Below are 23836 nucleotides of genomic sequence, written 5' to 3'. Positions count from 1 at the left end.
ACTTCATGGCGTTGACCCGCGCCACCGGGAAGCATCGTCGTCCCAGCCGGATGCAGCGCACCACCGCCCGCGCGGCGGGTGTCGCGGCGCTCACCACCACTGGCGTCATCGGCACCCTGGCGGGCCCGGCGCTCGCCGCCGAAAGCCCCGCCGAGCAGACCGGCGTACTCCCGGTCCTCACCCTCGGCGACGAGGTCGCCGAGCAGATCGACGCCCAGGCCGCCGCGCAGCAGCAGGCCGCCGAGCTGGCCGCCGCCGAGCAGAAGGCCGAGGCGGCCGCTCTGAAGCGGGCGGAGGCGGAGGCCGTGCGGGCCCGCGAGGCCGAGGAGCGCGCCGCCCGGGAGGCCGAGCGCAAGCGCCTCAACACGTTCGTGGCGCCCATCAGCGGCTCCTACGTCTCCACCGGCTACCAGGCCGGCAGTTCCCTGTGGTCCTCCGGCAGCCACACCGGTGTCGACTTCCACGCCGCGAGCGGCACCTCAGTCCACGCGGTCGGCTCCGGAACGGTCGTCGAGGCCGGCTGGGGCGGGGCGTACGGCAACCAGGTGGTCATCCGGATGCACGACGGCACGTACACCCAGTACGGCCACCTGTCCTCCATCGGCGTCGCCGTCGGGCAGACCGTGACCCCCGGCCAGCAGATCGGCCTGTCGGGCGCCACCGGCAACGTCACCGGCCCGCATCTGCACTTCGAGGCCCGCACCGGCGCGGAGTACGGCTCGGACATCGACCCGGTCGCCTACCTGCGCGCGCACGGCGTGAACGTCTGACGCCGTCCCTCGCCCTCCTCCCTCCCCGAAGCCCCGGCGTCCAGCCGGGGCTTTCGGCGTTTCGGGCGCCCCGATGTCCAAAAAATATCCATGATTTCCGGCCCGCCATCGGAAATTGCGGCTCATTGCAATAGAGTCACTGGCCGGACGTCAATCGTCGGCGTTTCACGGGGATTAAGGCGGAGGTCGGTCATGCGTATTCCGGCGCATTCGGTGTGCTCGGCGATCCGGGACGACATCGTCGCGGGTGTCTACGAGCGCGGCAGCCGGCTCACCGAGGAACTGCTCGCCCGCCGCTACGGCGTCTCGCGCGTCCCGGTCCGGGAGGCGCTGCGCACGCTGGAGGCGGAGGGCTTCGTGGTGACCCGGCGGCACGCGGGCGCGTGCGTGGCCGAGCCCACCGAGCAGGAGGCCGCCGACCTGCTGGAGATGCGCCTGCTGCTGGAGCCGCTGGGCGCCTCCCGCGCGGCGCAGCGGCGCACCGAGGCGCATCTGAAGGTGCTGCGCGGTCTGGTCCGGCTGGGCCAGGAGCGGGCCCGCCGGGGCAACAGCGACGACCTGCGCTCCCTGGGCGGCTGGTTCCACGAGACGCTCGCCCAGGCCTCCGCCAGCCCGGCCCTGACGTCGATGCTGAGCCAGCTGCGGCACAAGATCGCCTGGATGTACGCGGTGGAGGCGCCGGTCAGCCCGGTGGAGGCCTGGGCTGAGCACGGGGCGATCGTCGACGCCGTGGCCCGCGGCGACAGCGAGCGCGCACGGGCGATCACCGCCGTGCACGCCGAGCGCTCGACCGGCACGCACCGGCTGCGGTTCGGCCCCGGAGGGGAGCGCGCGGACCGTGTGAGGAATTCGCAACATGCCGTAAACATGTCGGGCCTGCGGCATTAACACGAGAGCCGTATACAAAGAGCAGTTATTCGGCGGGCGGACTGTTTTCCGTGCCCTTTTTCGGCACGCCGTAATTGATCGTGCGTGCGGCGTCCGCATGCCCGGAATTCCCCGGCGGAAAAGCGAAACCGCGCCGCCCGGAAAGGGCGACGCGGCTTCGGGTGACCGGCGCGCGAGCGTCAAACGGTCTCGGGAAGCTCCTCGAGACCCTCGGAGACCAGCTTGGCCAGGCGGTCGAGAGCGATGTCCGCGCCCTCGGCGTCGGAGGCGAGGACGATCTCCTCGCCGCCCTGGGCGCCCAGGCCGAGGACGGCCAGCATGGAGGCCGCGTTGACGGGGTTGCCGTCAGCCTTGGCGATCGTCACCGGGACGCCTGCGGCCGTGGCGGCTCGGACGAAGATGGAGGCGGGGCGGGCGTGGAGGCCCTCGGCCCAGCCGACGTTGACGCGGCGCTCAGCCATGTGTTGCTGCCCTTCAGGTGTTCAGGTTGTCTAGACCAGTTTCCCATATCGTGAAGCGCGCCCGGACGGTCCTGTGCCCGTCCTTCGGGTGTCGCCGGACCGCGGCCTCGGTCCGTACTCCCGTCCTTCACAGACTGCCCCGCGCCGTTGTCGGACGCGAGCCGTACTCTGGGGCCCATGCAGACCTCGTCGGACCGGCACGAGTACCCCGCCCACTGGGAAGCCGACGTGGTGCTGCGCGACGGCGGCACCGCGCGCGTCCGCCCCATCACCGTTGACGACGCCGAGCGCTTGGTCAGCTTCTACGAGCAGGTCTCGGACGAGTCGAAGTACTACCGCTTCTTCGCGCCCTACCCGCGTCTGTCCGCGAAGGACGTCCACCGCTTCACGCACCACGACTTTGTGGACCGGGTGGGACTCGCGGCCACGATCGGCGGCGAGTTCATCGCCACCGTACGCTATGACCGCATCGGCGGGAACGGACTGCCCGCCTCCGCACCCGCCGACGACGCCGAGGTCGCCTTCCTGGTGCAGGACGCCCACCAGGGCCGCGGCGTCGCCTCCGCCCTGCTGGAACACATCGCCGCCGTCGCCCGCGAGCGCGGCATCCGCCGCTTCGCCGCCGAGGTGCTGCCCGCCAACACCAAGATGATCAAGGTGTTCACGGACGCCGGGTACACCCAGAAGCGCAGCTTCGAGGACGGCGTCGTCCGCCTGGAACTGGACCTCGAACCCACCGACCGTTCCCTGGCCGTCCAGTACGCGCGCGAACAGCGCGCCGAGGCACGCTCCGTGCAGCGGCTGCTCGCCCCCGGCTCGGTCGCCGTCGTCGGCGCCGGCCGCACCCCCGGCGGGGTCGGGCGCGGAGTGCTCGGCAACATCCGGGACGCCGGGTTCACCGGGCGGCTCCACGCCGTGAACCGGGCTCTGCCCGAAGGGCTGAAGGAGCTGGACGGGGTGCCGGCGTACCGCTCCGTGCGGGACATCGACGGGCCCGTGGACCTCGCGGTCGTCGCCGTCCCCGCCGAGCACGTGCCCGAGGTCGTCGCCGAGTGCGGCGAGCACGGCGTCCAGGGACTCGTGGTGCTCTCCGCCGGATACGCCGAGAGCGGCCCCGAGGGGCGCGAGCGCCAGCGGGCCCTGGTGCGCCTCGCCCGCGCCTACGGCATGCGGATCATCGGGCCGAACGCCTTCGGCGTCATCAACAACTCCCCGCTGATCCGCCTCAACGCCTCCCTCGCCCCCGAACCGCCACGCCCCGGACGCATCGGCATGTTCGCCCAGTCCGGCGCCATCGGCATCGCCCTGCTCTCCCGGCTGCACCGGCGCGGCGGCGGGGTCACCGGCGTCACCGGCGTGTCCACCTTCGTCTCCTCCGGCAACCGCGCGGACGTGTCCGGCAACGACGTCCTCCAGTACTGGTACGACGACCCGGACACCGACGTCGTCCTGATGTACCTGGAGTCCATCGGCAACCCCCGCAAGTTCACCCGCCTGGCCCGCCGCACGGCGGCGGCGAAGCCCCTCGTCGTCGTCCAGGGCGCCGGATCCGCCCCCCAGGGGCACGCCGTCCGCGCCACCCGGCTGCCGCCCGCCACGGTCTCCGCACTGCTCCGGCAGGCCGGCGTGATCCGGGTGTCCACCATCACCGAGCTGGTGGACACCGGACTGCTGCTCGCCCGCCAGCCGCTGCCCGGCGGACCGCGCGTGGCGATCCTCGGGAACTCCGAGTCCCTGGGCGTGCTGACCTACGACGCCTGCCTCTCGGAGGGCCTGAGGCCCACACCCCCGCTGGACCTGACGACCGCCGCGACGCCCGAGGACTTCCGCGCGGCGCTGTCCCGCGCCCTGGCCGACGACTCGTGCGACGCGGTCGTGGTCACGGCGATACCGGCGATCGGCGAGGAGTCCGCCGGGGACGCGGCGCTCGCCGAGGCGCTGCGCTCGGCGGCCGAGCGGGCCCCCTCCAAGCCGGTCCTGGTCGTGCACGTCGAACTGGGCGGACTCGCGGAGGCCCTCTCGGCCGCCGCGAGCACCGCGCCCCGCGCGCGTGCCGCGACGACGGACACCACGGCGCCCGACACGGGACCGGAACCGGCCCCCGCGGCCGACGCCCCCGAGGGCACCCGCCTCATCCCCGCCTACCCCGCCGCCGAACGCGCGGTCCGCGCCCTTGCCGAGGCCGTGAAGTACGCGCAGTGGCGACGCGAGGCCGCCGACCCCGGCAAGGTGCCGGAGTACGAGGACATCGACGAGAAGGGCGCCGCCCGGCTGATCGACGGCCTCCTCTCACGCGGGCAGGGCCTCACCCTCGGCACCGAGGAGACCTGCGAGCTGCTGGGCCGCTACGGCGTCCAGGTGCGCCGCGCCCTCCCCGCCCCCACCCCCGAGGACGCCGTCGCCGCCGCCCGCGCCCTCGGCTACCCGGTCGCCCTCAAGGCCACCGCCCCGCACCTGCGACACCGCGCGGACCTCGGCGGCGTACGCCTCGACCTCGCGGACGAGGAACAACTGCGGCGCGCGTACACCGAGTTGACCGAGCTGTTCGGCAGGCCGGAGGCGCTGCGCCCGGTGGTGCAGGGCATGGCACCGCGCGGGGTGGACACCGTCGTACGGGCCGTGATCGACCCCGCCGCCGGAGCGGTGCTCTCCTTCGGCCTCGCCGGGGCGCCCTCGCAGCTGCTCGGCGACATGGCGCACCGGCTGATCCCGGTCACCGACCGCGAGGCGACCACCCTGGTCCGGTCCATCCGCACGGCACCGCTGCTGTTCGGCTGGCGCGGCTCCGCCCCCGTCGACACCCCGGCCCTGGAGGAGCTGCTGCTGCGCGTCTCCCGGCTGGTCGACGACCACCCCGAGGTGGTCGCGGTCACCCTCGAGCCCGTCGTGGTCGCCACCCAGGGCGTGAGCGTGCTCGGTGCCTCGGTACGGCTGGCCCCGCCGCCCGCCCGCGACGACCTGGGCCCTCGCACGCTCCCCGCCTACTGAGACGTTTCCGACCCGGGCGGAGGGCGCCGAGCGGTGCCTCGCAGTCAGTGCGCCCCCGTAGGATGGACGGCATGGCCAAGACCAGTACGACGACCCAGGGGCTGCGTGCGGCGATCGAGCGCAGCGGCTACTACCCGGCCCTCGTGGCCGAGGCGGTGGAGGCCGCCGTGGGCGGTGAGCCCATCCGGTCGTACCTGGTCCACCAGGAGACGACGTTCGACCAGAACGAGGTCCGCCGGCATGTGACCGTGCTGGTCCTCACCGACACCCGCTTCATCGTCAGCCACACCGACGAGCAGGCCGCCGACAACACCTCCCCGACGCCCTACGCGACCACCTCCACGGAGTCCGTGAAGCTCGGCCGGATCTCGTCGGTCGTGGTCAGCCGGGTCGTCGCCAACCCGGAGTCGTACACGCCGGGCACCCTGCCGCGCGAGATCGTGCTGACCATCGGCTGGGGCGCCGTCTCCCGCATCGACCTGGAGCCCGCCGCCTGCGGCGACCCCAACTGCGAGGCCGACCACGGCTACACCGGCAGCTCCACGGCGGACGACCTCAGCCTGCGCGTCAGCGAGGCCGGGGACGGCCCGGAGACGGTGCGCCAGGCGCTCGTCTTCGCCCAGGCCATCTCCGAGGCGACCGCGGACCCGACCCGCTGATGGTGCAGCCGCCCACCGCCTGGGGCCCCCACCCGGAACCCCTCGCCGTAGACTCCGCCCCCCTGCCCGAGTACGGCACCGGCTCGCTCGCCGACCTGCTGCCCACGCTCGCCGCCGGCATGGGCGTGCCCGGCACGACCGCCGCCATCCCGGAGCTGACCGCCGCCGACCGGAACTGCGTGTTCCTGATCGACGGCCTCGGCTGGGAGCAGCTGAAGGCGCACCCCGACGAGGCGCCCTTCCTGACCTCGCTGATCGCCAGTTCCCGCGGCGGCACCGGCCGCCCCCTGACCACCGGCTACCCGGCGACCACCGCCACCTCGCTGGCCTCCGTCGGCACCGGCCTGCCGCCCGGCGCCCACGGCCTGCCCGGCTACACCGTGCGCGATCCCGCCACCGGCCAGCTGATGAACCAGCTGCGCTGGCAGCCGTGGACCGAGCCCGGCGCCTGGCAGCCGTACCCCACCGTCTTCCAGCTCGCCGACCGCGCGGGGGTGCACGCCGCCCAGGTGTCCTCCCCGGCCTTCGCCAGCACCCCGCTGACCAAGGCCGCGCTCAGCGGCGGCAGCTTCCACGGGCGGCTGTCCGGCGAGGACCGCATGGACCTCGCCGCCGAACAACTGGCCGCCGGCGACCGCAGCCTGGTCTACACGTACTACGCCGAGGTCGACGGCGCCGGCCACCGCTTCGGCGTCGACTCCGACACCTGGCGCGGCCAGCTGATGTACGTCGACCGGCTGGTCCAGCGCCTGGCCGAGCAGCTGCCGCCGCGCAGCGCGCTCTACGTCACCGCCGACCACGGCATGGTCGACGTGCCCTTCGACGAGCAGCACCGCATCGACTTCGACGAGGACTGGGAGCTGCGCGCCGGGGTCGCCCTGCTGGGCGGCGAGGGCCGGGCCCGCCACGTGTACGCGGTGCCGGGCGCCGAGGACGACGTGCTGACCTGCTGGCGGGAAGTACTCGGCGAGCAGTTCTGGGTGGCCTCGCGGGACGAGGCGATCGCGGCGGGCTGGTTCGGGCCGCGGGTCGAGGAGCGGGTGTACGCGCGCATCGGCGACGTCGTCGCCGCCGCGCGGGACGACGTTCTGATCATCGCCTCCGAGCGGGAACCCAAGGAGTCGGCGATGGTCGGCAACCACGGCTCGATGACCCCGGCCGAGCAACTGGTCCCGCTGCTCGAAGTACGCACCTGAGCGCCGCGGCGCCGACCCGCACAACGCACACCATGACGACTCCGCCGAAAGGTGCTCAACCCCCCATGCCCGAGCTGGTGTTCTTCTCCGGAACGATGGACTGCGGGAAGTCGACGCTGGCTCTCCAGATCGAGCACAACCGCTCCGCGCGGGGCCTGCAGGGCATGATCTTCACCCGCGACGACCGCGCGGGCGAGGGCAAGCTGTCCTCGCGGCTCGGCCTGGTCACCGACGCGGTCGAGGTCGAGGACGGCACGGACCTCTACGCCTACCTCGTGGACCACCTCTCGCACGGCGGCCGCGCGGACTACGTGATCGCGGACGAGGCGCAGTTCCTCGCCCCGGAGCAGATCGACCAGCTCGCGCGCGTGGTCGACGACCTGGGGCTGGACGTCTACGCCTTCGGCATCACCACCGACTTCCGCACCAAGCTCTTCCCCGGCTCCCAGCGCCTGGTGGAGCTGGCCGACCGGGTCGAGGTGCTCCAGGTCGAGGCCCTGTGCTGGTGCGGCGCCCGCGCCACCCACAACGCCCGCACGATCGGTGGCGAGATGGTCGTCGAGGGCGCCCAGGTGGTCGTCGGCGACGTCAACCAGGCGGAGGCCGTGGGCTACGAGGTGCTGTGCCGCCGGCACCACCGCCGGCGCATGACCGCCGCCAGCGCCCACGCGGCGGCCCTGTCCCCGGACGTCCTGCCGGTCGCGCCCGCCTAGGACACGCCCCGAACCGTCCTCGGCGGTCCGGGCGTCAGCCCGGTCGCTGGAGCAGGCAGAAAAGGGCGCCCTCGGGGTCGCTGACGGTCGCCGCGCGGCCGCGGTCGCCGTCCTCGGCCGGTGCGATGACGTGTCCGCCCAGCTCGACGAGGCGGGCGAGCGCGGCGTCGGTGTCGGCCACCTCGAAGTACGTCAGCCAGTGCGGGCCCCGGTCCCGGGGCAGCGTGTGGCCCATGCCGCGGATGCCGGCGACCGGGCGGCCGTCGGCGTGGAGCGTCACGTAGTCGAAGTCGGCGGAGATCACCGGCTCCTCCTCGTAACCGAAGACGGTCTCGTAGAACTTGGCCACGGTCGCGGACTCGAAGGTCAGCAGTTCGTTCCAGAGGGGCGTGCCCGGCACCCCGGTGACGGCCGTGCCGAGGTGCTCCGCCGCCTGCCAGATCCCGAAGACGGCCCCCGAGGGGTCGGAGCCGATCGCCATCCGCCCGGCCTCGGCCGCGTCCAGCGGCCCCACGCCGATGGTCCCGCCGCACAGCCGCGCGGTGTCGGCCGTCCGGTCCGCGTCCGCGGAGGCGAAGTAGGGCGTCCAGGCGACGGGGAGGTGCCGGTCGGGCGGCAGCTGCCCGATGCCCGCCACCTCACGGCCGTCCAGCAGCGCCCGCACATAGGGGCCGAGCTGCTGGGGGCCGGGGCGGAACTCCCAGCCGAACAGCGATCCGTAGAACTCCTGGGTCGCGGCCAGCCCGTGCCCCATCAGACTCACCCAGCAGGGCGTGCCCGGCGCGTACCGGGCGTGTTCACCGTGCCGGCCCTCCGACCCCCGTGCCTCGGTCATCGTCACTCTCTCCTCGGCCCCTCGCGGTGCCGCGTCGCTTCCGCTCTCCGGACCCCGTGCCGATGCTCGCACCACCGGCGCTGTCACGCGCTCCGGGCGCGCCGCCGCATCTCGTCCGGTCACCGGAGAATGCCCGATCTGCGCTTACCGTCCCTTTCGGGAGGATGGCCCACGGATGTCGATCGGTGGTACCCGGGGCTGTACTGCACGTACCCGATCGCATACGCCTCGTGATCGGTCCTGCTTGGCGGAGCAGAGTAGCCGGACATGGGCGCCGCGGCCACCCCGTGCGCCAGGATGGTCCCCATGAACGCCATCATCTCCGCATCCGAACTCGCGAGCGCCCTGGCAGGGGAGAACCCGCCGGTCCTGCTCGATGTCCGCTGGCAGCTGAGCCTGGCCAAGGCGGCCGGCGAGCCGCCCTTCGACGGCCGGGCGGAATACGCGGCCGGGCACGTCCCCGGAGCCGTCTTCGTCGATCTGGACCGGGAGTTGGCCGGAAAGGCGGGTGAGCGCGGCCGTCATCCGCTGCCCGGCGTGGCGGAGTTCGGCGCCGTGATGCGCCGCGCGGGCGTGTCGTCGGGGACGCCGGTCGTCGTGTACGACGGCGGGCAGGGCTGGGCGGCGGCCCGCGCCTGGTGGATGCTGCGCTGGACGGGTCACCCGGACGTGCGGGTCCTCGACGGGGGGTTGCCGTCCTGGGAGGGGCCGCTGTCCCAGGACATCCCGAGCCCCGCGGAGGGCGATTTCCAGCCGGTTCCGGGCTCGGGCCTGCTGGACGCCGACGGCGCCGCCGCGCTGGCCCGTTCCGGAGTGCTGTTCGACGCCCGCGCGGCGGAGCGGTACCGGGGTGACGTGGAGCCCATCGACCGGGTCGGCGGCCACATCCCGGGCGCGATCTCGGCCCCGACGACCGAGAACGTCACCCCGGACGGCCGCTTCCTGCCCGCCGAGGAACTGCGGGCCCGCTTCAAGGCCTTGGGCGCCGCCGAGGACACGGAGGTCGGCGTGTACTGCGGTTCGGGCGTCTCGGGCGCGCACGAGGTTCTCGCCCTCGCCGTGGCGGGCATCCCGGCGGCCCTGTACGTGGGTTCCTGGTCGGAGTGGTCCTCGGACCCGGAGCGTCCGGTGGCGGTGGGGGCGGACCCGCAGTAGGGGCGCGCGGGCGGGCGTCGCGGGGGCTTGCGGGGATTCACAGGGCGCCCCCGCGCCCGGAACACCGACTCGTACCGCAATGCGCGCCTGGGCCCGCCGAGAGGCCCGCGCAGTCGGCTACGACTGCGGCAGGCACGCGACTTGGCCCGCGCCGTTCCCCGGCGCGGGCCAAGTCGTCGTACGCCGACTACTCCTGCTTCTTGCGCCGCGTGCCGAAGACGATCTCGTCCCAGCTGGGGACGGCCGCCCGGCGGCCCGGGCGGACGCCGTCGGCCTCCGCCTGGCGGTCGGTGGCGCCGATGAGGCGGTCCCGGTGGCTGCCCACGGAGCGCGGCATGAGGACGTCCGCGTAGGCGGAACCGGCCGATGCGGCGGGCGCCGGCGGCTCCTCCGCGACGGGCTCGTCGTCGTCTTCCTCCGAGGGCTCGGCGGACCGCTCCGGCACCACCAGGTCGCCCCGGAAGCTGGGCACGGCCTCCAGCAGGCTGGTCAGCGAGTCCCGTTCGGCCGTGGCCGTGGTCTCCTCCGCCGGCTCGGACGCCTGCGCGGGCAGACTCGGCCGCTCGCGGTCCCGATCCCGCTCCCGGTCCCGGTCGAGGGAACCGGCCAGCGCGCGGTCACGCGGCAGCCGGGCGATCCGCGGGACGAACGGCATGCTCGGCTCGGGCGCCCCGAGGTCGTCGGACTCGCCGATCAGCGAGCGCGCCTCGTCGTCGACGGCCTGGACGAGCCGCCTGGGCGGGTCGTACGTCCAGCTCGCCGAGTGCGGTTCGCCCGCCACCCGGTAGACCAGCAGCACTTCCCAGGTGCCGTCGTCGCGGCGCCAGGAGTCCCACTGGACGGTGTCCTTCTCGGCGCCGCGCAGCAGCAGTCGCTCCTGTACGGCCTCGCCGAGCAGCGGGCCGGAGTTCTCGCCGGGGCGGCGGACCGGGGTCTTGCGGGCCCGCTCGGCCATGAAGGCGCGCTCGGCCAGCACGGGGCCCTCGAAGCGGCGTACGCGGTCGACGGGGATGCCCGCCATCTGGGCGACCTCTTCCGCGGTCGCACCTGCACGTATACGCGCCTGGATGTCTCGGGGGCGGAGATGGCTCTCCACCTCGATCTCGATCTGGCCGAGGCGGGGACGGTCGCCGCGCACGGCGGCGCGGAGCCGTTCGTCGATCGGAAGCGTGTACTCCGTGCTGTCCGCAGCCTTCAGCACCAGCCGTGTGCCGTCATTGGAGACGGCCACGACACGCAGTTCGGGCATGGGGACCTCCCGGGTGGTGCCTGCCGACGTCACGTGCGTCGCTGCTTCCGCTAGTCGAGTGTGGCCTGCCCGGGTGCAGCCTGCCACAACCTTGCCGAGTTGCCCGGCGTGTCGGGCGCGGGCCCTGGATCGCCGTTATGGCACGGTTACCTATTCGCAACGCTAAGTGACCAACTCCGTCACCCTGTGCAACAAGCCCCCTCCCGGCGGTCCTTGACGGCCCCGGACACCCTGGCGGGAGACCGGACCCAGGGCTCGCAACAGTACTCCATTCGGACCACGTGCGTGGATTGGCGCGCCGCCGAACTTCTCGCCGACTGCGGGACTCGGCCCTCCCTGGCCGGATTCCGCGATCAAGAACGTGGCCTACTTCACGGAATCAGCAGAAGCGGAACTAGCAGTTCCCACCGTACGTCCCCTTCTCGTACGACCAGTCGATCCAGTAGGGGAAGGGCAGGCAAGGTCCGGGAATGCGCGAAAGGCCCGATGTCGTCCAGGAGTCGAGCGCGGGGGAGGAGGTGAGGCAGAAGCGGATCGACCTCAGCGTGCCCCAGGTCGCGGGCAGCGCGGTGGCGGCGGTCGTGGCCGCCAAACTCGCCTCCTGCTTCGGTGTCTACGGGACGATCCTCGGCGCGGGCGTGTTCAGTGTCATCGCCACCTGCGGCGGTTCGCTGTTCCAGCACTTCCTCAAGCGCACCGGCGAGCAGTTGCGCGGCGCCGCGGCGCCGGCGCGTCCGGCCCGGCAAGCGCCGCCCGCCCCCGGCGAGTTCACCGAGGGGACCGTCTACCGAGCGCGGGCCGGCAAGAGCTGGAAGCGCCCGGTGGTCGCCGCGGCCCTGGTCTTCGGCGTCACCATGGCCGGGATCACGGCCTACGAACTGGTCTCCGGCAGCAGCTTCAGCGGAGCCGGGAAGACCACGGTCGGCGACGCCTTCACCGGACACGCCAAGTCCTCCTCGGCCCCGGGCGGTTCCGGTGAGTCCGGTGATCCCTCCGGTCCCGGCGCATCGGAGGAATCGGGGGACTCGGAGGAATCGGGGGGCCGGGACGGCTCCGGCGGTGACTCCCCCTCCGCCCCGTCGTCCGCGAACCCGGGCGAGCCCGGCGAAGCCAACCCGTCCGCTGACGCCTCCGAGGGCGGCGACAGCGGCACGGCCGGCAGCCCGGCGCCCGCCCCCAGCGCCTCGCCGAGCGGCCGGCCCGACGGCGGCACGGCCCCGGAGGCCGAGCCGAGTCCGTCCGCTACGACCCCAGCACCCGACGCAGATGGTCGTTCTGGAACAGCCGATCCGGATCAAGCCGGTCCCGCAGCGCGGTGAACTCGCCGAACCCCGGGTAGACACCGGCGAAGTACTCCGCGTCCCGCGTGTGCACCTTGCCCCAGTGCGGCCGGCCCCCGTGGGCGGTGAAGATCCGCTCGGCGGCGGTGAAGTACCGCTGGTAGGGCGTACCGCGGAACATGTGTACGGCGATGTACGCGCTGTCCCGGCCCGATGCCGTGGACAGCGTGATGTCGTCGGCCGGGGCGGTGCGCACCTCGACGGGGAAGCTGATCCGCAGCGGCGAGCGGTCGACCATCGTCTTCAGCTCGCGCAGCGTGTCCACGAGGGCCGCGCGCGGGACGGCGTACTCCATCTCCACGAAGCGGACCCGGCGCGGCGAGGTGAAGACCTTGTAGGGAATGTCGGTGTAGGCCCGCGCGGACAGTGCCCTGCTGGAGACCCGGGCGATCGACGGGATGGCGGCGGGCACCGCGCGGCCGACCCAGTTGGCCGCCTGGAAGACGCCGTTGGACAGGAACTCGTCCTCGAACCAGCCCTTCAGCGGGCTCACCGGGCGCTCCGGTCCCGCGCTGCGGTTGTTGCGCTTGGTGTTGGTGCTGCCGGTGTGCGGGAACCAGTAGAACTCGAAGTGCTCGTTCTCGGCCCACAGTTCGTCGAACTCGGCGAGCACCCGGTCCAGCGGCATCGGCTCCTCGCGCGCGTGGAGGAGGAAAAGCGGCTCCACGGCGAAGGTGATCGCGGTGACGACGCCGAGCGCGCCCAGACCGATCCGGGCCGCCGCGAAGATCTCCGGGTTCTCCTTCTCGGAGCAGGTGAGCACCGAGCCGTCGGCCGTGACCAGCTCCAGCGCCTTGATCTGGGCGGCGATCGAGGCGGAGTCGCGGCCCGTGCCGTGCGTGCCGGTGCTGGTGGCCCCGGACACGGTCTGCTCCATGATGTCGCCCATGTTGGTCAGCGACAGACCCTCGCGGGCCAGGGCCGTGTTGAGGCGCTTGAGCGGGGTGCCGGCCAGGACCGTGACGGTGCCGGCCTCCCGGTCGATGTGGCGTATCCCGGTCAGCAGCCGGGGACGTATCAGCACGCCGTCCGTGGCGGCTATGGACGTGAACGAGTGCCCGGTGCCGACGGCCTTCACCTTCAGGCCGTCCTCCGCGGCCGCGCGCACCGCCGCCGACAGCTCCTCCACGGAAGCCGGTGTGACCTCCCGCGCGGGGCGGGCGGCGACATTGCCGCCCCAGTTACGCCACGTGCCGTTCTTCCCGCTCGCCGTGCTGCTCAACGGTGCCTCCCCGACCCGGAACCGGCTGCTTGAGCCGGCGGTAACCGAGGAAACCGACCGCGACCGCGACGGCACCGGCCACCGCCGGAACCCCGTACCCGGCACGCGCGCCGGCCGCGTCGATCACCCAGCCGGCCGCGGAGGAGCCGAGGGCGACCCCCACCGCGAGACCGGTGCTCACCCAGGTCATGCCCTCGGTCAGTTGCGCGCGTGGTACGTGCTCTTCGATGAGGGACATCGTCGTGATCATCGTGGGAGCGATGGACAGACCCGCGACGAAGAGCGCCACGGCCAGAAACGGCAGGTTTCCGACCAGTAGGAGGGGGATCATACTCACGGCCATCGCGCAGACGCCCAGCAGCCAGCGAGGTTCGGGCGCCCCCTTGAAGTGCAGCAGCCCGAAGACCGCCCCCGCCACACAGGAGCCCGCCGCGTACAGCGCGAGGACGACACTGGCGGCACCCTTGTGCCCCTGCTCGTCGGCGAAGGCCACGGTGACCACGTCGACCGCCCCGAAGATCGCCCCGGTCGCGACGAACGTGGTGACAAGGACCTGCAGCCCGGGGGAGCGGATCGCGCTGCCGCCGGCGGCGTCACGGTCACGCGGGTGCGGCTCCGGCTCGGTGGCCCGCTGCGAGGTCAGCCAGAAGACGCCGACCGCGAGGAAGCAGCCGGCCAGCAGCGGCCCCGCCTCCGGGAACCAGGTCGTGGACAGACCGATGGAGATGATCGGCCCGAAGATGAAGCACACCTCGTCCACCACGGACTCGAACGAGTACGCGGTGTGCAGCTGCGGGGTGCCCCGGTACAGGGCCGCCCAGCGCGCCCGGACCATCGACCCGACGCTCGGCACGCAGCCGATGCCCACACAGGCCACGAACAGCACCCAGTCCGGCCACCCGTAGTGCGCGGCGAGCAGCAGCAGGACACCCGCCGCCAGCGAGATCAGCGTCGCCGGACGCAGCACCCGCCGCTGCCCGTACTGGTCCACCAGCCGGGACACCTGAGGGCCCGCCACCGCGGCGGCCAGCGCGATGGTCGCGGACAGCGCGCCCGCGAGCCCGTAGCGCCCGGTGAGCTGGGAGATCATCGTCACGACGCCGATGCCCATCATCGACAGCGGCATCCGGCCGAGGAGACCGGCGGCGGAGAACGCCTTGGTGCCGGGGGCGGCGAACAAGGCGCGGTAAGGGCTGGGCACGGACTCTCCGACGGCTCGGTCAGGCGGGTGGGGCGGGCGCGTGCGTACGGCACGGAACGCGCCCGCACAGCCCGTAAGGCATAAACGTGGTCGATACAGCTTACGAGTTAGGGCACCCTAACGCACTCCCCCGGAGCAGCCCCGGGCGCACCCGCCACCCCGGCGTCACGGCACTGTCAGTGGCGGGTGGCAGGATCGGTGTCATGCCAGACGCGCTCGATGCCACCCCCTACGACGCCCTGCTCCTGCTCTCCTTCGGCGGCCCGGAAGGGCCGGACGACGTGGTCCCGTTCCTGGAGAACGTGACGCGTGGGCGCGGCATCCCCAAGGAACGCCTCAAGGAAGTCGGCCAGCACTACTTCCTGTTCGGCGGGGTCAGCCCGATCAACGACCAGAACCGCGCCCTGCTGGACGCCCTGCACAAGGACTTCGCCGACCACGGCCTGAACCTCCCGGTGTACTGGGGCAACCGCAACTGGGCGCCGTACCTCACGGACACCCTGCGCGAGATGGTCCGCGACGGCCGCCGCCGCATCCTCGTCCTCGCCACCAGCGCCTACGCCTCCTACTCGGGCTGCCGGCAGTACCGGGAGAACCTGGCCGACTCCCTCGCCGCCCTGGAGGCCGAGGGCCTGGAGCTGCCGAAGATCGACAAGCTGCGGCACTACTTCAACCACCCCGGCTTCGTCGAGCCCATGATCGACGGGGTCCTCGAGTCCCTCGCCGACCTCCCCGAGGACGTCCGCGACGGCGCCCACATCGCCTTCACCACCCACTCCATCCCCGACTCCGCGGCCGACACCTCCGGCCCGGTCGAGGACCACGGCGACGGCGGGGCGTACGTCGCCCAGCACCTGGACGTCGCCCGGCTGATCGCCGACGCCGTCCGCGAGCGCACCGGCGTCGACCACCCCTGGCAGCTCGTCTACCAGTCCCGCTCCGGAGCCCCGCACATCCCGTGGCTGGAGCCCGACATCTGCGACCACCTGGAGGAGCGGCACGCCGCCGGGGTGCCCGCCGTCGTCATGGCCCCCATCGGCTTCGTCTCCGACCACATGGAGGTCCTGTACGACCTCGACACCGAGGCCAAGGCCAAGGCCGAGGAGCTGGGCCTGCCGGTGCGCCGCTCGGCCACCGTCGGCGCCGACCCGCGCTTCGCCGCCGCGATCCGCGAGCTGATCCTGGAACGCGCCGCCGGCGAGCGCGGGCAGCAGGTCGCGCCCTGCGCCCTCGGAGCGCTCGGCCCCAGCCACAACCTCTGCCCGGTCGGCTGCTGCCCGGCCCGCGCCCCCCGCCCCGCCGCCGCGGGCGCCGACAGCCCCTACGCGTGAGGAGCCCCGTGACCGACCCCCTGCACACGGACCTGCTCGCACTCGCCCAGGAGGCCGCCCGCCGCGCCGGCGAGCTGCTGCGCGACGGACGGCCGGCCGACCTCGGCGTGGCCGCGACCAAGTCGAGCCCCATCGACGTGGTCACCGAGATGGACATCGCCGCGGAGAAGCTGATCACCGGCTTCCTCGCCGAGCGCCGCCCCGACGACGGCTTCCTCGGCGAGGAGGGCGCCTCCACGGACGGCACCAGCGGCATCCGCTGGGTGATCGACCCGCTCGACGGCACGGTGAACTACCTCTACGGGCTGCCCACCTGGGCCGTCTCCATCGCGGCCGAGCAGGACGGCGAGACCGTCGTCGGCGTCGTCACGGCCCCGATGCGGGGCGAGACCTACAGCGCGGTGCGCGGCCGCGGCGCCCGGGGTACCGGCGCCTGGGACGGCGAGCGCGTGCTGCGCTGCCGCCCGGCACCGCCGCTGGACCAGGCGCTGGTCTCCACCGGCTTCAACTACGTCGCCGAGGTCCGCGCCCACCAGGCCGACGTCGCCCAGCGGCTGATCCCGCGGCTGCGCGACATCCGGCGCAGCGGGTCGGCCGCGGTCGACCTGTGCGACGTGGCCGTGGGCCGCCTCGACGGCTACTACGAGCGCGGGCTGCACCCGTGGGACCTCGCCGCCGGGGACCTGATCGCGCGGGAAGCGGGCGCGCTGACCGGTGGACGCCCCGGAGAGCGCCCGTCCCGCGAGCTGACGGTCGCGGGTACCCCGGGCGTCTTCGAGCCCCTCCAGCGGCTGCTGGAGGACTTCGGCGCCTGGCACGACTGAGCCGACGCCCCCGAGACGCGTACGAGGCGGGCCCCGGCGATGGATTCGCCGGGGCCCGCCTCGTACGGATGGCCCGGTCAGACGCTGTACGCGCCGACTTCCACGCCATGTTCGGCGGCGAGACGGCGCAGGTCGTCGAGTTCGCCCTGCTCGACCTCGACGAGGAAGTCGTCGCCCTCGTCACGCGCCCGCGTCAGGTCGGACTCGGTCGCCTTTATGCGCTGCAGAAGTCCTGCGGTGAATGCGTCCATGCTGCGCCCCCTCGTCCTGGGTCGTGGGTCGGTGGCACGGGGGTGTGCCGTTCGGAAGGGGCGATCACGTCTCCCATGGGTGCCCAGCGCTGCCCAGCCGGGCGGCGACGGTGCCGGACACCCACGCCCACTCTGCGTCAAGCGGGCCGTGACGTACCGCATGGTGCTGCGGCACAAGCAGAGAGTGATCGCGGGGTGTAAACCGTCCTCCCCCTGCTCCCTTCCGCGGAAACCTCAACCGCACCAGAAAATCCCGCATTCCCGCTCCGCGCACCCCTCCTCACCGCCCTGCCGCCGCCCGTTTCCCCGGGTTTCGCCTCCCGTACCCCCGCGCCCCACGGGGCGGCGGGTACCGCCCGGGCGACTTACCGCCGACTTATGGCCGAAAAGGGCAGGATGGAGGCCAACACACCCACTCGAACCCTGCTCGCGCGTGCCCATCGGCGCTGCGCGGGCGGACACAGGAAGGACAGCGACGTGCGCGTACTCGTCGTCGAGGACGAGCAGCTGCTCGCCGATGCCGTGGCCACCGGGCTGCGCCGGGAGGCCATGGCCGTCGACGTCGTGTACGACGGTGCGGCCGCCCTGGAACGCATCGGAGTCAACGACTACGACGTGGTCGTCCTCGACCGCGACCTCCCGCTCGTGCACGGCGACGACGTCTGCCGCAAGATCGTCGAACTCGGCATGCCGACCCGCGTGCTGATGCTCACGGCCTCCGGCGACGTCAGCGACCGGGTCGAGGGCCTGGAGATCGGTGCCGACGACTACCTGCCGAAGCCCTTCGCGTTCAGCGAGCTCATCGCGCGCGTGCGCGCCCTGGGCCGGCGTACGAGCGTTCCCCTGCCTCCCGTCCTGGAGCGGGCCGGGATCAAGCTGGACCCCAACCGCCGCGAGGTCTTCCGCGACGGCAAGGAGGTGCAGCTCGCGCCCAAGGAGTTCGCCGTGCTCGAGGTGCTGATGCGCAGCGAGGGCGCCGTCGTCTCCGCCGAGCAGCTGCTGGAGAAGGCCTGGGACGAGAACACCGACCCGTTCACCAACGTGGTCCGCGTGACCGTCATGACCCTGCGCCGCAAGCTGGGCGAGCCGCCCGTCATCGTGACCGTGCCGGGCTCCGGCTACCGGATCTGATCGCGTGGCCGCGACGCCGGCGCCCCCCGCGGCGCCCCCCAAGCCCACCTGGGACCCGCGCAAGGCCGAGCCGCCCTTCCCGTGGCTGCGCCCGACCATCCGGATAAGGCTCACGCTGCTGTACGGCGGCATGTTCCTGATCGCCGGGATCCTGATGCTGTCGATCGTCTACCTGCTGGCGGCCCAGGCCCTCCACGAGGGCAGCGGCCAGTCCTTCCAGGTGACCGGCAGCAACATCGACATCAGCAGCTCCACCTGTCCCCAGCTGGACACGGCGACCAGCAACAACGAGCTGAACGCGATGCTCAAGGCGTGCAACGCGGACCAGCGGCGGCAGGCCCTGGACGGCCTGCTCAGCCGCTCCCTGCTCGCCCTGCTCGGCCTCGCCGTGATCGCCTTCGCCTTCGGCTACGCGATGGCCGGCCGGGTCCTGTCGCCGCTCGGCAGGATCACCCGCACCGCCCGCGCGGTGGCGGGCTCGGACCTGTCCCGCCGGATCGAGCTGGACGGCCCGGACGACGAGCTGAAGGAGCTGGCCGACACCTTCGACGACATGCTGGAGCGGCTCCAGCGGGCCTTCACCGCCCAGCAGCGGTTCGTCGGCAACGCCTCGCACGAGCTGCGCACCCCGCTGGCGATCAACCGCACGCTCCTGGAGGTGCACCTGTCCGATCCGAACGCGCCCGTGGAGCTCCAGCAGCTGGGCAAGACCCTGCTGGCCACCAATGAGCGCAGCGAGCAGCTGGTGGAGGGCCTGCTGCTGCTCGCCCGCAGCGACAACCAGATCGTCGAGCGCAAGCCGGTGGATCTCGCGGAGGTGGCCTCGCAGGCCATCGACCAGGTGCACGCCGAGGCCGAGGCCAAGGGCGTGGAGATCCGCGGCGAGCGGGCCCCCGCCGTGGTCCAGGGCAACGGCGTCCTGTTGGAGCGGATCGCCCTGAACCTGGTGCAGAACGCGGTGCGCTACAACGTCCCCGAGGGTGGCTGGGTGGAGGTCGTCACCGAGATCCAGCACGGGCAGGCGGTGCTGGTGGTGTCCAACACCGGCCCGGTGGTGCCGGCGTACGAGACCGACAACCTCTTCGAGCCGTTCCGGCGGCTGCGTACCGAGCGCACGGGGAGCGACAAGGGCGTCGGCCTCGGCCTGTCCATCGCGCGGTCCGTTGCCCGGGCGCACGGAGGCCACATCGCGGCCCAGCCGCGCGAGGGGGGAGGCCTCGTGATGCGAGTCACCCTGCCTATCTGAGATCATTCGCCGACACACCCGACGATGTTCGCTTTGCGCGGAATTTTCGGGGTACCCGTCCGGCCGTGTCATGTGTGATCGATCACAACGGCGATTTTCAGGCCATCTACTCTCCGTGATCATTCGGGCCGTCGGAAAGCCGGGAAAATCCGGGTTTTCCGGTGGCTTGATCACGGGAAGTACACGGTGGGGCGCCTTTGAAGTGCGACATTCGGACCGTGTACGGTCCCGATCGCCATCCAACCCGATCACTCGTGAGGGGTCCGGTTGGGTGTCGATTGAGTAACAGACCTTGATGTGAGGCAAAATCTCCGCCTCGGGTCGGGCACAAGTCCGGCCTCTCACGCGTTACGTGCGCTGGAGACACCGCAGACACCCGGAGGGGGAGAGCGACATGGCAACCGATTACGACACTCCACGCAAGACCGACGACGACGTCGACTCGGACAGCCTCGAAGAGCTGAAGGCACGGCGGAACGACAAGTCCGCTTCGTCCGTCGACGTCGACGAGTTCGAGGCCGCAGAAGGCCTGGAACTGCCCGGCGCCGACCTCTCGAACGAGGAACTGGCCGTCAGGGTCCTGCCGAAGCAGCAGGACGAGTTCACCTGCATGAGCTGCTTCCTGGTGCACCACCGCAGCCAGCTGGCCCGCGAGAAGAACGGCCAGCCGATCTGCCGCGACTGCGACTGAGGCGGGGTCGGCCGTGACTGGCTCGACCCCACCCTGGAAGCGCCGCTTCCCCGCGCGGGGAGCGGACTCGGGGCTGTTCGACGGCCCCCACGGCGCGCGTGACGACGAGCGAGGCCCATCCGGCACGGGAGAAAGTCTCCCCGCGGGATCGGCCTCGCTCGAACCGGCCGACGAGTGGGACGGCACCCCGGTGCCGGCGGAGAATCCCGCACCCAACGCGAGACGGCGCGCCGCGGTGTTCCGGGACAAGGCCAGGCAGCTGGCCAAGGAGGGCGTGCGCAAGGGCGGAGACCGCGCCCGCGCGGGCATCGCGTACCTCGCGGACCGGCTCATCGAGATGGCCCCCAGAGTGCCCGTACGGGACCTCGCGACGCTGCGCGCGCAGTTCCCCGGCCTCGGCCCGGAAGAGCTCGCGGACAAGCTCGTGGCGGGTGCCTCGAAGGCCTCGGCGACCGTCGGGGCAGGCGTGGGCGTTGCGGCGATGCTGCCCGTACCGCCCGCGATGCCGACGGAGCTGGCCGCGGAGATCACCGGCGTCGCGGCGATCGAGCTGAAGCTCATCGCCGAACTGCACGAGGTGTACGGCCTGCGGCCGCCCGGCAACCTCAAGGAACGCAGCAGCGCCTATCTGAAGTCCTGGTCGGAGGAGCGCGGGATCGACCCGCGGAAGCCGACCTCGGTCAACTCCGCCCTCGGCGTTCAGATGAAGCGCGAACTGCGCCAGCAGATCATGAAGCGCATGGTCCGCAATCTGCCGAACCTCATGCCCTTCATGGTGGGCGCCGCGGTGGGCGCGGTCATGAACCGGCGGGACACCAGAAAACTCGCCGCGCGGATCCGCACCGACCTGCGCAAGTCGCAGGTGCCCTGGGACACGCTGACCGCACTGCCGCCGCTGGAACAGCCGGCCGAGCCGCTGCCGGTGGGGGACCTCCCGCAGGAGTTCAAGGAACTCGGCGGTCCCTGACGAAGGAGCTCGGTCCCCGCCGGCCGAGCCCGCCCCTCGAGCGCCGCTTCGCGGGCTCAGGAGGCCGCGTGCTCAGAAGGCCGTGCGCTCAGGACGCCGTGGCCGTCCTGGCCGCCTCGATGGCAGCCGCCAGCCGCTCCGGCTCCCGCGTCGACAGGTACAGGTACGGCGTCGGGTCCTCGGGGTCGGTGACCTCCACCCGCAGCGCCGTCGGAATGTAGGCCCGCAGCAGCAGGAAGGCGCGGGTGTCGGCCTTGTACGTGCGCCAGGCGCGGGCCTCCTCGCGGTCCAGCACCTCCGCCTCGCCCAGCGCGGCCACCGGGATCTTCGCCTCGCCCGCGATCAGCGAGCCGTTCACGACGCGGATGCGCAGGCTGCCGTACGAACTGGCCGCGACCGCCGCGACCGCCGTACCGCCGACCAGGCCGCCCAGCATCGGCAGGGTGCCGAACGGCAGCAGGATCAGGGCCATCGAGAGCCCCACCAGGAAGCTGATCAGCCACCAGGAGCGGGGGGCGGTGAGGCGTTCGTCGTACGAGGTGGCGGAGAGCTGCATGAAACAAGCTTGGCACGGTGTCCGCAGGGGGCCGACGCGCGGGTAAGGTCTGCGCCTGTGAGTGGTACATCCGCAGCTCTTGAGCCTCCCGTCGACGCCGCGAAGCCGGTGCGGCACCCCGACGCCCCCGCACCCGGCGAGCTTCTCGGCGCGCACTACGGCCGGTGTTTCGGCTGTGGCGGAGAGCAGCCGCACGGACTGCACCTGGAGGCGCGGGCCGGCGAGGGGGTGTCCCTGACCGCCGAGTTCACCGTCCGGCCCGAACACCAGGGCGCTCCCGGTCTCGCGCACGGCGGAGTCCTCGCCACGGCGCTGGACGAGACGCTGGGCTCGCTGAACTGGCTGCTGCGCACCATCGCCGTCACCGGACGGCTGGAGACCGACTTCGTCCGGCCCGTGCCGGTCGGCACCACCTTGCACCTCGAGGCCGAGGTGACCGCGGTGGCCGGACGGAAGATCTACTCGACCGCCACCGGACGCGTCGGCGGCCCGGACGGTCCGGTCGCCGTGCGGGCCGAAGCGCTCTTCATCGAGGTCAAGGTCGACCACTTCGTCAACCACGGCCGCGAGGAGGAGATCCAGGCGGCCATGAGCGACCCGGACCAGCTCCGGCGGGCCCGCGCCTTCGAGGTGAACCCGTGAGCCGCGCGCCCCTGGACGTCCTGATCCGCCGCGTCGACCCCGACGTACCGCTCCCGGCGTACGAGCACCCCGGTGACGCGGGAGCGGATCTGCGCACCACCGAGGCCTGCGAGCTGGCGCCCGGCGAGCGGGCCGTCCTGCCCACGGGGGTGTCGATCGCGCTCCCCGAGGGCTACGCGGCCTTCGTCCACCCGCGTTCCGGGCTCGCCGCCCGGTGCGGTGTCGCCCTCGTGAATGCCCCGGGGACGGTCGATGCCGGGTACCGTGGGGAGATCAAGGTGATCGTGGTGAATCTCGACCCGCGCGAGTCCGTGCGGTTCGAGCGCTTCGACCGGATTGCCCAACTGGTCGTCCAGCAGGTCGAGAGGGTCCGCTTCCAGGAGGTGGCGGAACTTCCCGGCTCCGCGCGGGCCGAGGGGGGCTTCGGTTCCACCGGGGGCCATGCCGCGGTGGACGGCGGGAGCGGCACAAGTGGTCGGGCCGCCATGGGCGGCACGACGGGTGGGAATCGATACGCTTCGGTCGTATCCGACCGGGAAGGACAGTGACGTGTTCGGACGTCGCAAGAAGAAGGGTGCCGCCGAGGACGCGGCCGGCGAGGCCGAGCAGGTCGTCGACAGCGTCGACACTGAGGCGGACGAGGGCACCCGGGAACGGGTCCGGCTGGAGCCGGGACCCCGGCCCGACGGTCCCTGGGACAGCAGCGAGGTCCGCGACCCGGCCGAGGGCCGGGTGGACCTGGGCGGTCTGTTCGTGCCCGGTGTCGAGGGCATGGAGCTGCGGGTCGAGGTCGCGGGCGACGCGATCGTCGCGGCGACCGTCGTGCTGCGCGACAGCGCCATCCAGCTGCAGGCCTTCGCGGCTCCCAAGCGCGAGGGCATCTGGGGCGAGGTGCGCGAGGAGATCGGCGCCGGCATCACCCAGCAGGGCGGCATCGTCGACGAGGTCGAGGGTCCGCTGGGCTGGGAGCTGCGCGCCCAGGTTCCGGTGCAGCTGCCGGACGGCACCGGCGGTTTCCAGGTCGTGCGGTTCGTCGGCGTGGACGGCCCCCGCTGGTTCCTGCGCGGGGTGATCTCCGGGCAGGGCGCGGTGCAGCCGCAGGCCGCCGGGCTGCTGGAGCAGATCTTCCGGGACACGGTCGTGGTCCGCGGCGAGGGACCGATGGCGCCCCGCGACCCGATCGTCCTGAAGCTGCCGAACGACGCCCAGATGGTGCCCGAGGGCGTCCAGCAGGAGGAGCAGGCCGGTTCCCGCTTCTCCGGCGGCATGGGCCAGCTCCAGCGCGGCCCGGAGATCACCGAGGTCCGCTGACCGGACGTACAGCGAGACGAGGGCCGTGTCCCGCAGGGGTGCGGCCCTTCGCCGTGGCCTGCGCCATGCCGTGCGCGGTGGCCTCCGCCCGGCCCTTCGCCGCGTCGAGTCCGGCGCCCCGGGCGTCAGGGCCGAGTCCGGCGCCCCGGCGTCAGGGTTGCGTCAAAGACCGGTCCGATGCCGCCCCTCGACCGGTTTGCCGGGATCGC

At 72.7% G+C, this 23836-nt stretch carries 24 protein-coding genes; 17 read left to right on the top strand and 7 right to left on the bottom strand.

Annotated elements, in window-relative coordinates; all coding sequences use genetic code 11:
• Positions 1-5: 5 nt before the first annotated feature.
• Together ACSU6L_RS09550 and ACSU6L_RS09545 are read left to right on the top strand one after the other, a co-directional pair.
• Positions 6-770 (top strand): M23 family metallopeptidase, encoded by a 765-nt coding sequence (locus tag ACSU6L_RS09550; protein WP_437055480.1) that lies wholly within the window; start codon positions 6-8, stop codon positions 768-770.
• Between the two features lie 192 nt (positions 771-962).
• Complete coding sequence (locus ACSU6L_RS09545) at positions 963-1658, top strand: GntR family transcriptional regulator (protein ID WP_437055478.1); 696 nt, start codon at positions 963-965, stop codon at positions 1656-1658.
• Between the two features lie 179 nt (positions 1659-1837).
• Here the strand turns inward: ACSU6L_RS09545 and ACSU6L_RS09540 are convergent, their stop codons facing one another.
• Positions 1838-2119: an HPr family phosphocarrier protein gene (locus ACSU6L_RS09540; RefSeq protein WP_071381868.1), complete on the bottom strand. Its 282-nt coding sequence runs from the start codon at positions 2117-2119 to the stop codon at positions 1838-1840.
• Between the two features lie 177 nt (positions 2120-2296).
• Here ACSU6L_RS09540 and ACSU6L_RS09535 point away from each other — a divergent pair, with 177 nt between their 5' ends.
• From ACSU6L_RS09535 to ACSU6L_RS09520, 4 genes are all read left to right on the top strand, one after another.
• Positions 2297-5107, top strand: coding sequence for a bifunctional acetate--CoA ligase family protein/GNAT family N-acetyltransferase (locus tag ACSU6L_RS09535; RefSeq protein ID WP_437055476.1), 2811 nt, complete (start codon positions 2297-2299; stop codon positions 5105-5107).
• A gap of 62 nt (positions 5108-5169) precedes the next feature.
• Positions 5170-5766 (top strand): DUF5998 family protein, encoded by a 597-nt coding sequence (locus ACSU6L_RS09530; protein ID WP_198948442.1) that lies wholly within the window; start codon positions 5170-5172, stop codon positions 5764-5766.
• On the top strand, positions 5766-6962 hold the full coding sequence (locus tag ACSU6L_RS09525) for an alkaline phosphatase family protein (protein ID WP_437055474.1): 1197 nt from the start codon (positions 5766-5768) through the stop codon (positions 6960-6962). The genes ACSU6L_RS09530 and ACSU6L_RS09525 overlap by 1 nt, the downstream gene beginning before the upstream one ends.
• 65 nt (positions 6963-7027) lie before the next feature.
• Positions 7028-7675, top strand: coding sequence for a thymidine kinase (locus ACSU6L_RS09520; RefSeq protein WP_437055472.1), 648 nt, complete (start codon positions 7028-7030; stop codon positions 7673-7675).
• 34 nt (positions 7676-7709) lie between these two features.
• Here the strand turns inward: ACSU6L_RS09520 and ACSU6L_RS09515 are convergent, their stop codons facing one another.
• Positions 7710-8510 carry a VOC family protein gene (locus ACSU6L_RS09515; RefSeq protein ID WP_437055470.1) on the bottom strand — a complete coding sequence of 267 codons (801 nt, stop codon included), beginning with the start codon at positions 8508-8510 and terminating at the stop codon, positions 7710-7712.
• Between the two features lie 306 nt (positions 8511-8816).
• On the opposite strand from ACSU6L_RS09515, the gene ACSU6L_RS09510 reads away from it, so the two are divergent.
• Complete coding sequence (locus ACSU6L_RS09510; RefSeq protein WP_437055468.1) at positions 8817-9665, top strand: sulfurtransferase; 849 nt, start codon at positions 8817-8819, stop codon at positions 9663-9665.
• Positions 9666-9852: 187 nt separating this feature from the next.
• Here the strand turns inward: ACSU6L_RS09510 and sepH are convergent, their stop codons facing one another.
• Positions 9853-10914, bottom strand: a complete 1062-nt coding sequence (gene sepH, locus ACSU6L_RS09505; RefSeq protein ID WP_437055466.1) for a septation protein SepH — start codon at positions 10912-10914, stop codon at positions 9853-9855.
• A gap of 470 nt (positions 10915-11384) precedes the next feature.
• Between sepH and ACSU6L_RS09500 the strand changes: the two genes are divergently transcribed.
• Positions 11385-12233, top strand: a complete 849-nt coding sequence (locus ACSU6L_RS09500) for a hypothetical protein (protein ID WP_437055464.1) — start codon at positions 11385-11387, stop codon at positions 12231-12233.
• Here the strand turns inward: ACSU6L_RS09500 and ACSU6L_RS09495 are convergent.
• The gene (locus tag ACSU6L_RS09495) at positions 12157-13476 is read right to left on the bottom strand and encodes a D-arabinono-1,4-lactone oxidase (protein WP_437055462.1); all 1320 of its coding nucleotides are present in this window, start codon (positions 13474-13476) and stop codon (positions 12157-12159) included. The genes ACSU6L_RS09500 and ACSU6L_RS09495 overlap by 77 nt on opposite strands.
• Positions 13436-14677: an MFS transporter gene (locus tag ACSU6L_RS09490; RefSeq protein ID WP_437055460.1), complete on the bottom strand. Its 1242-nt coding sequence runs from the start codon at positions 14675-14677 to the stop codon at positions 13436-13438. The genes ACSU6L_RS09495 and ACSU6L_RS09490 overlap by 41 nt, the downstream gene beginning before the upstream one ends.
• 203 nt (positions 14678-14880) lie before the next feature.
• Here ACSU6L_RS09490 and ACSU6L_RS09485 point away from each other — a divergent pair, with 203 nt between their 5' ends.
• Positions 14881-16008, top strand: a complete 1128-nt coding sequence (locus tag ACSU6L_RS09485) for a ferrochelatase (protein ID WP_437055458.1) — start codon at positions 14881-14883, stop codon at positions 16006-16008.
• Positions 16009-16016: 8 nt separating this feature from the next.
• On the top strand, positions 16017-16832 hold the full coding sequence (locus ACSU6L_RS09480; RefSeq protein ID WP_437055456.1) for an inositol monophosphatase family protein: 816 nt from the start codon (positions 16017-16019) through the stop codon (positions 16830-16832).
• Between the two features lie 77 nt (positions 16833-16909).
• Here ACSU6L_RS09480 and ACSU6L_RS09475 read toward each other — a convergent pair whose 3' ends face one another.
• A complete protein-coding gene (locus tag ACSU6L_RS09475; RefSeq protein ID WP_198948432.1) occupies positions 16910-17083 on the bottom strand; it encodes a hypothetical protein in 174 nt (57 codons plus the stop codon).
• A 477-nt stretch (positions 17084-17560) separates the two neighbouring features.
• Here ACSU6L_RS09475 and ACSU6L_RS09470 point away from each other — a divergent pair, with 477 nt between their 5' ends.
• The 4 genes from ACSU6L_RS09470 (at position 17561) to ACSU6L_RS09455 (ending at position 21118) form a co-directional block, all read left to right on the top strand.
• Entirely contained in the window at positions 17561-18214 is a 654-nt protein-coding gene (locus ACSU6L_RS09470; RefSeq protein WP_003993508.1) for a response regulator transcription factor, read from the top strand.
• Positions 18215-18218: 4 nt separating this feature from the next.
• Complete coding sequence (locus tag ACSU6L_RS09465) at positions 18219-19460, top strand: sensor histidine kinase (protein ID WP_437055454.1); 1242 nt, start codon at positions 18219-18221, stop codon at positions 19458-19460.
• 394 nt (positions 19461-19854) lie between these two features.
• On the top strand, positions 19855-20151 hold the full coding sequence (locus ACSU6L_RS09460; protein WP_043504706.1) for a DUF4193 domain-containing protein: 297 nt from the start codon (positions 19855-19857) through the stop codon (positions 20149-20151).
• 13 nt (positions 20152-20164) lie between these two features.
• Positions 20165-21118, top strand: coding sequence for a hypothetical protein (locus tag ACSU6L_RS09455; protein WP_437055451.1), 954 nt, complete (start codon positions 20165-20167; stop codon positions 21116-21118).
• A gap of 88 nt (positions 21119-21206) precedes the next feature.
• On the opposite strand, the gene ACSU6L_RS09450 is transcribed toward ACSU6L_RS09455, so the two are convergent.
• Positions 21207-21674 carry a DUF3093 domain-containing protein gene (locus ACSU6L_RS09450; RefSeq protein WP_073939404.1) on the bottom strand — a complete coding sequence of 156 codons (468 nt, stop codon included), beginning with the start codon at positions 21672-21674 and terminating at the stop codon, positions 21207-21209.
• Between the two features lie 57 nt (positions 21675-21731).
• On the opposite strand from ACSU6L_RS09450, the gene ACSU6L_RS09445 reads away from it, so the two are divergent.
• The 3 genes from ACSU6L_RS09445 to ACSU6L_RS09435 are packed head-to-tail and all read left to right on the top strand — an operon-like array spanning position 21732 to position 23627.
• A complete protein-coding gene (locus tag ACSU6L_RS09445; RefSeq protein ID WP_365514892.1) occupies positions 21732-22316 on the top strand; it encodes a PaaI family thioesterase in 585 nt (194 codons plus the stop codon).
• Positions 22313-22864, top strand: coding sequence for a dUTP diphosphatase (gene dut, locus ACSU6L_RS09440; protein ID WP_241842548.1), 552 nt, complete (start codon positions 22313-22315; stop codon positions 22862-22864). The genes ACSU6L_RS09445 and dut overlap by 4 nt, the downstream gene beginning before the upstream one ends.
• A gap of 1 nt (position 22865) precedes the next feature.
• Positions 22866-23627: a DUF3710 domain-containing protein gene (locus ACSU6L_RS09435; protein ID WP_437055448.1), complete on the top strand. Its 762-nt coding sequence runs from the start codon at positions 22866-22868 to the stop codon at positions 23625-23627.
• Positions 23628-23836 lie beyond the last annotated feature (209 nt).

The organism is Streptomyces sp. enrichment culture (assembly GCF_964272855.1).
GTDB lineage: Bacteria > Actinomycetota > Actinomycetes > Streptomycetales > Streptomycetaceae > Streptomyces.
This window is presented reverse-complemented; position numbering and strand designations above follow the sequence as displayed.

What these genes read in the sequence shown, in the direction of transcription:
- ACSU6L_RS09550 (WP_437055480.1), top strand. Translation starts at nt 6, where the DNA reads ATGGCGTTGACCCGCGCCACCGGGAAGCATCGTCGTCCCAGCCGGATG.
- ACSU6L_RS09545 (WP_437055478.1), top strand. Translation starts at nt 963, where the DNA reads ATGCGTATTCCGGCGCATTCGGTGTGCTCGGCGATCCGGGACGACATC.
- ACSU6L_RS09540 (WP_071381868.1), bottom strand. Translation starts at nt 2,119, where the DNA reads ATGGCTGAGCGCCGCGTCAACGTCGGCTGGGCCGAGGGCCTCCACGCC.
- ACSU6L_RS09535 (WP_437055476.1), top strand. Translation starts at nt 2,297, where the DNA reads ATGCAGACCTCGTCGGACCGGCACGAGTACCCCGCCCACTGGGAAGCC.
- ACSU6L_RS09530 (WP_198948442.1), top strand. Translation starts at nt 5,170, where the DNA reads ATGGACGGCATGGCCAAGACCAGTACGACGACCCAGGGGCTGCGTGCG.
- ACSU6L_RS09525 (WP_437055474.1), top strand. Translation starts at nt 5,766, where the DNA reads ATGGTGCAGCCGCCCACCGCCTGGGGCCCCCACCCGGAACCCCTCGCC.
- ACSU6L_RS09520 (WP_437055472.1), top strand. Translation starts at nt 7,028, where the DNA reads ATGCCCGAGCTGGTGTTCTTCTCCGGAACGATGGACTGCGGGAAGTCG.
- ACSU6L_RS09515 (WP_437055470.1), bottom strand. Translation starts at nt 8,510, where the DNA reads ATGACCGAGGCACGGGGGTCGGAGGGCCGGCACGGTGAACACGCCCGG.
- ACSU6L_RS09510 (WP_437055468.1), top strand. Translation starts at nt 8,817, where the DNA reads ATGAACGCCATCATCTCCGCATCCGAACTCGCGAGCGCCCTGGCAGGG.
- sepH (WP_437055466.1), bottom strand. Translation starts at nt 10,914, where the DNA reads ATGCCCGAACTGCGTGTCGTGGCCGTCTCCAATGACGGCACACGGCTG.
- ACSU6L_RS09500 (WP_437055464.1), top strand. Translation starts at nt 11,385, where the DNA reads ATGCGCGAAAGGCCCGATGTCGTCCAGGAGTCGAGCGCGGGGGAGGAG.
- ACSU6L_RS09485 (WP_437055458.1), top strand. Translation starts at nt 14,881, where the DNA reads ATGCCAGACGCGCTCGATGCCACCCCCTACGACGCCCTGCTCCTGCTC.
- ACSU6L_RS09475 (WP_198948432.1), bottom strand. Translation starts at nt 17,083, where the DNA reads ATGGACGCATTCACCGCAGGACTTCTGCAGCGCATAAAGGCGACCGAG.
- ACSU6L_RS09460 (WP_043504706.1), top strand. Translation starts at nt 19,855, where the DNA reads ATGGCAACCGATTACGACACTCCACGCAAGACCGACGACGACGTCGAC.
- ACSU6L_RS09450 (WP_073939404.1), bottom strand. Translation starts at nt 21,674, where the DNA reads ATGCAGCTCTCCGCCACCTCGTACGACGAACGCCTCACCGCCCCCCGC.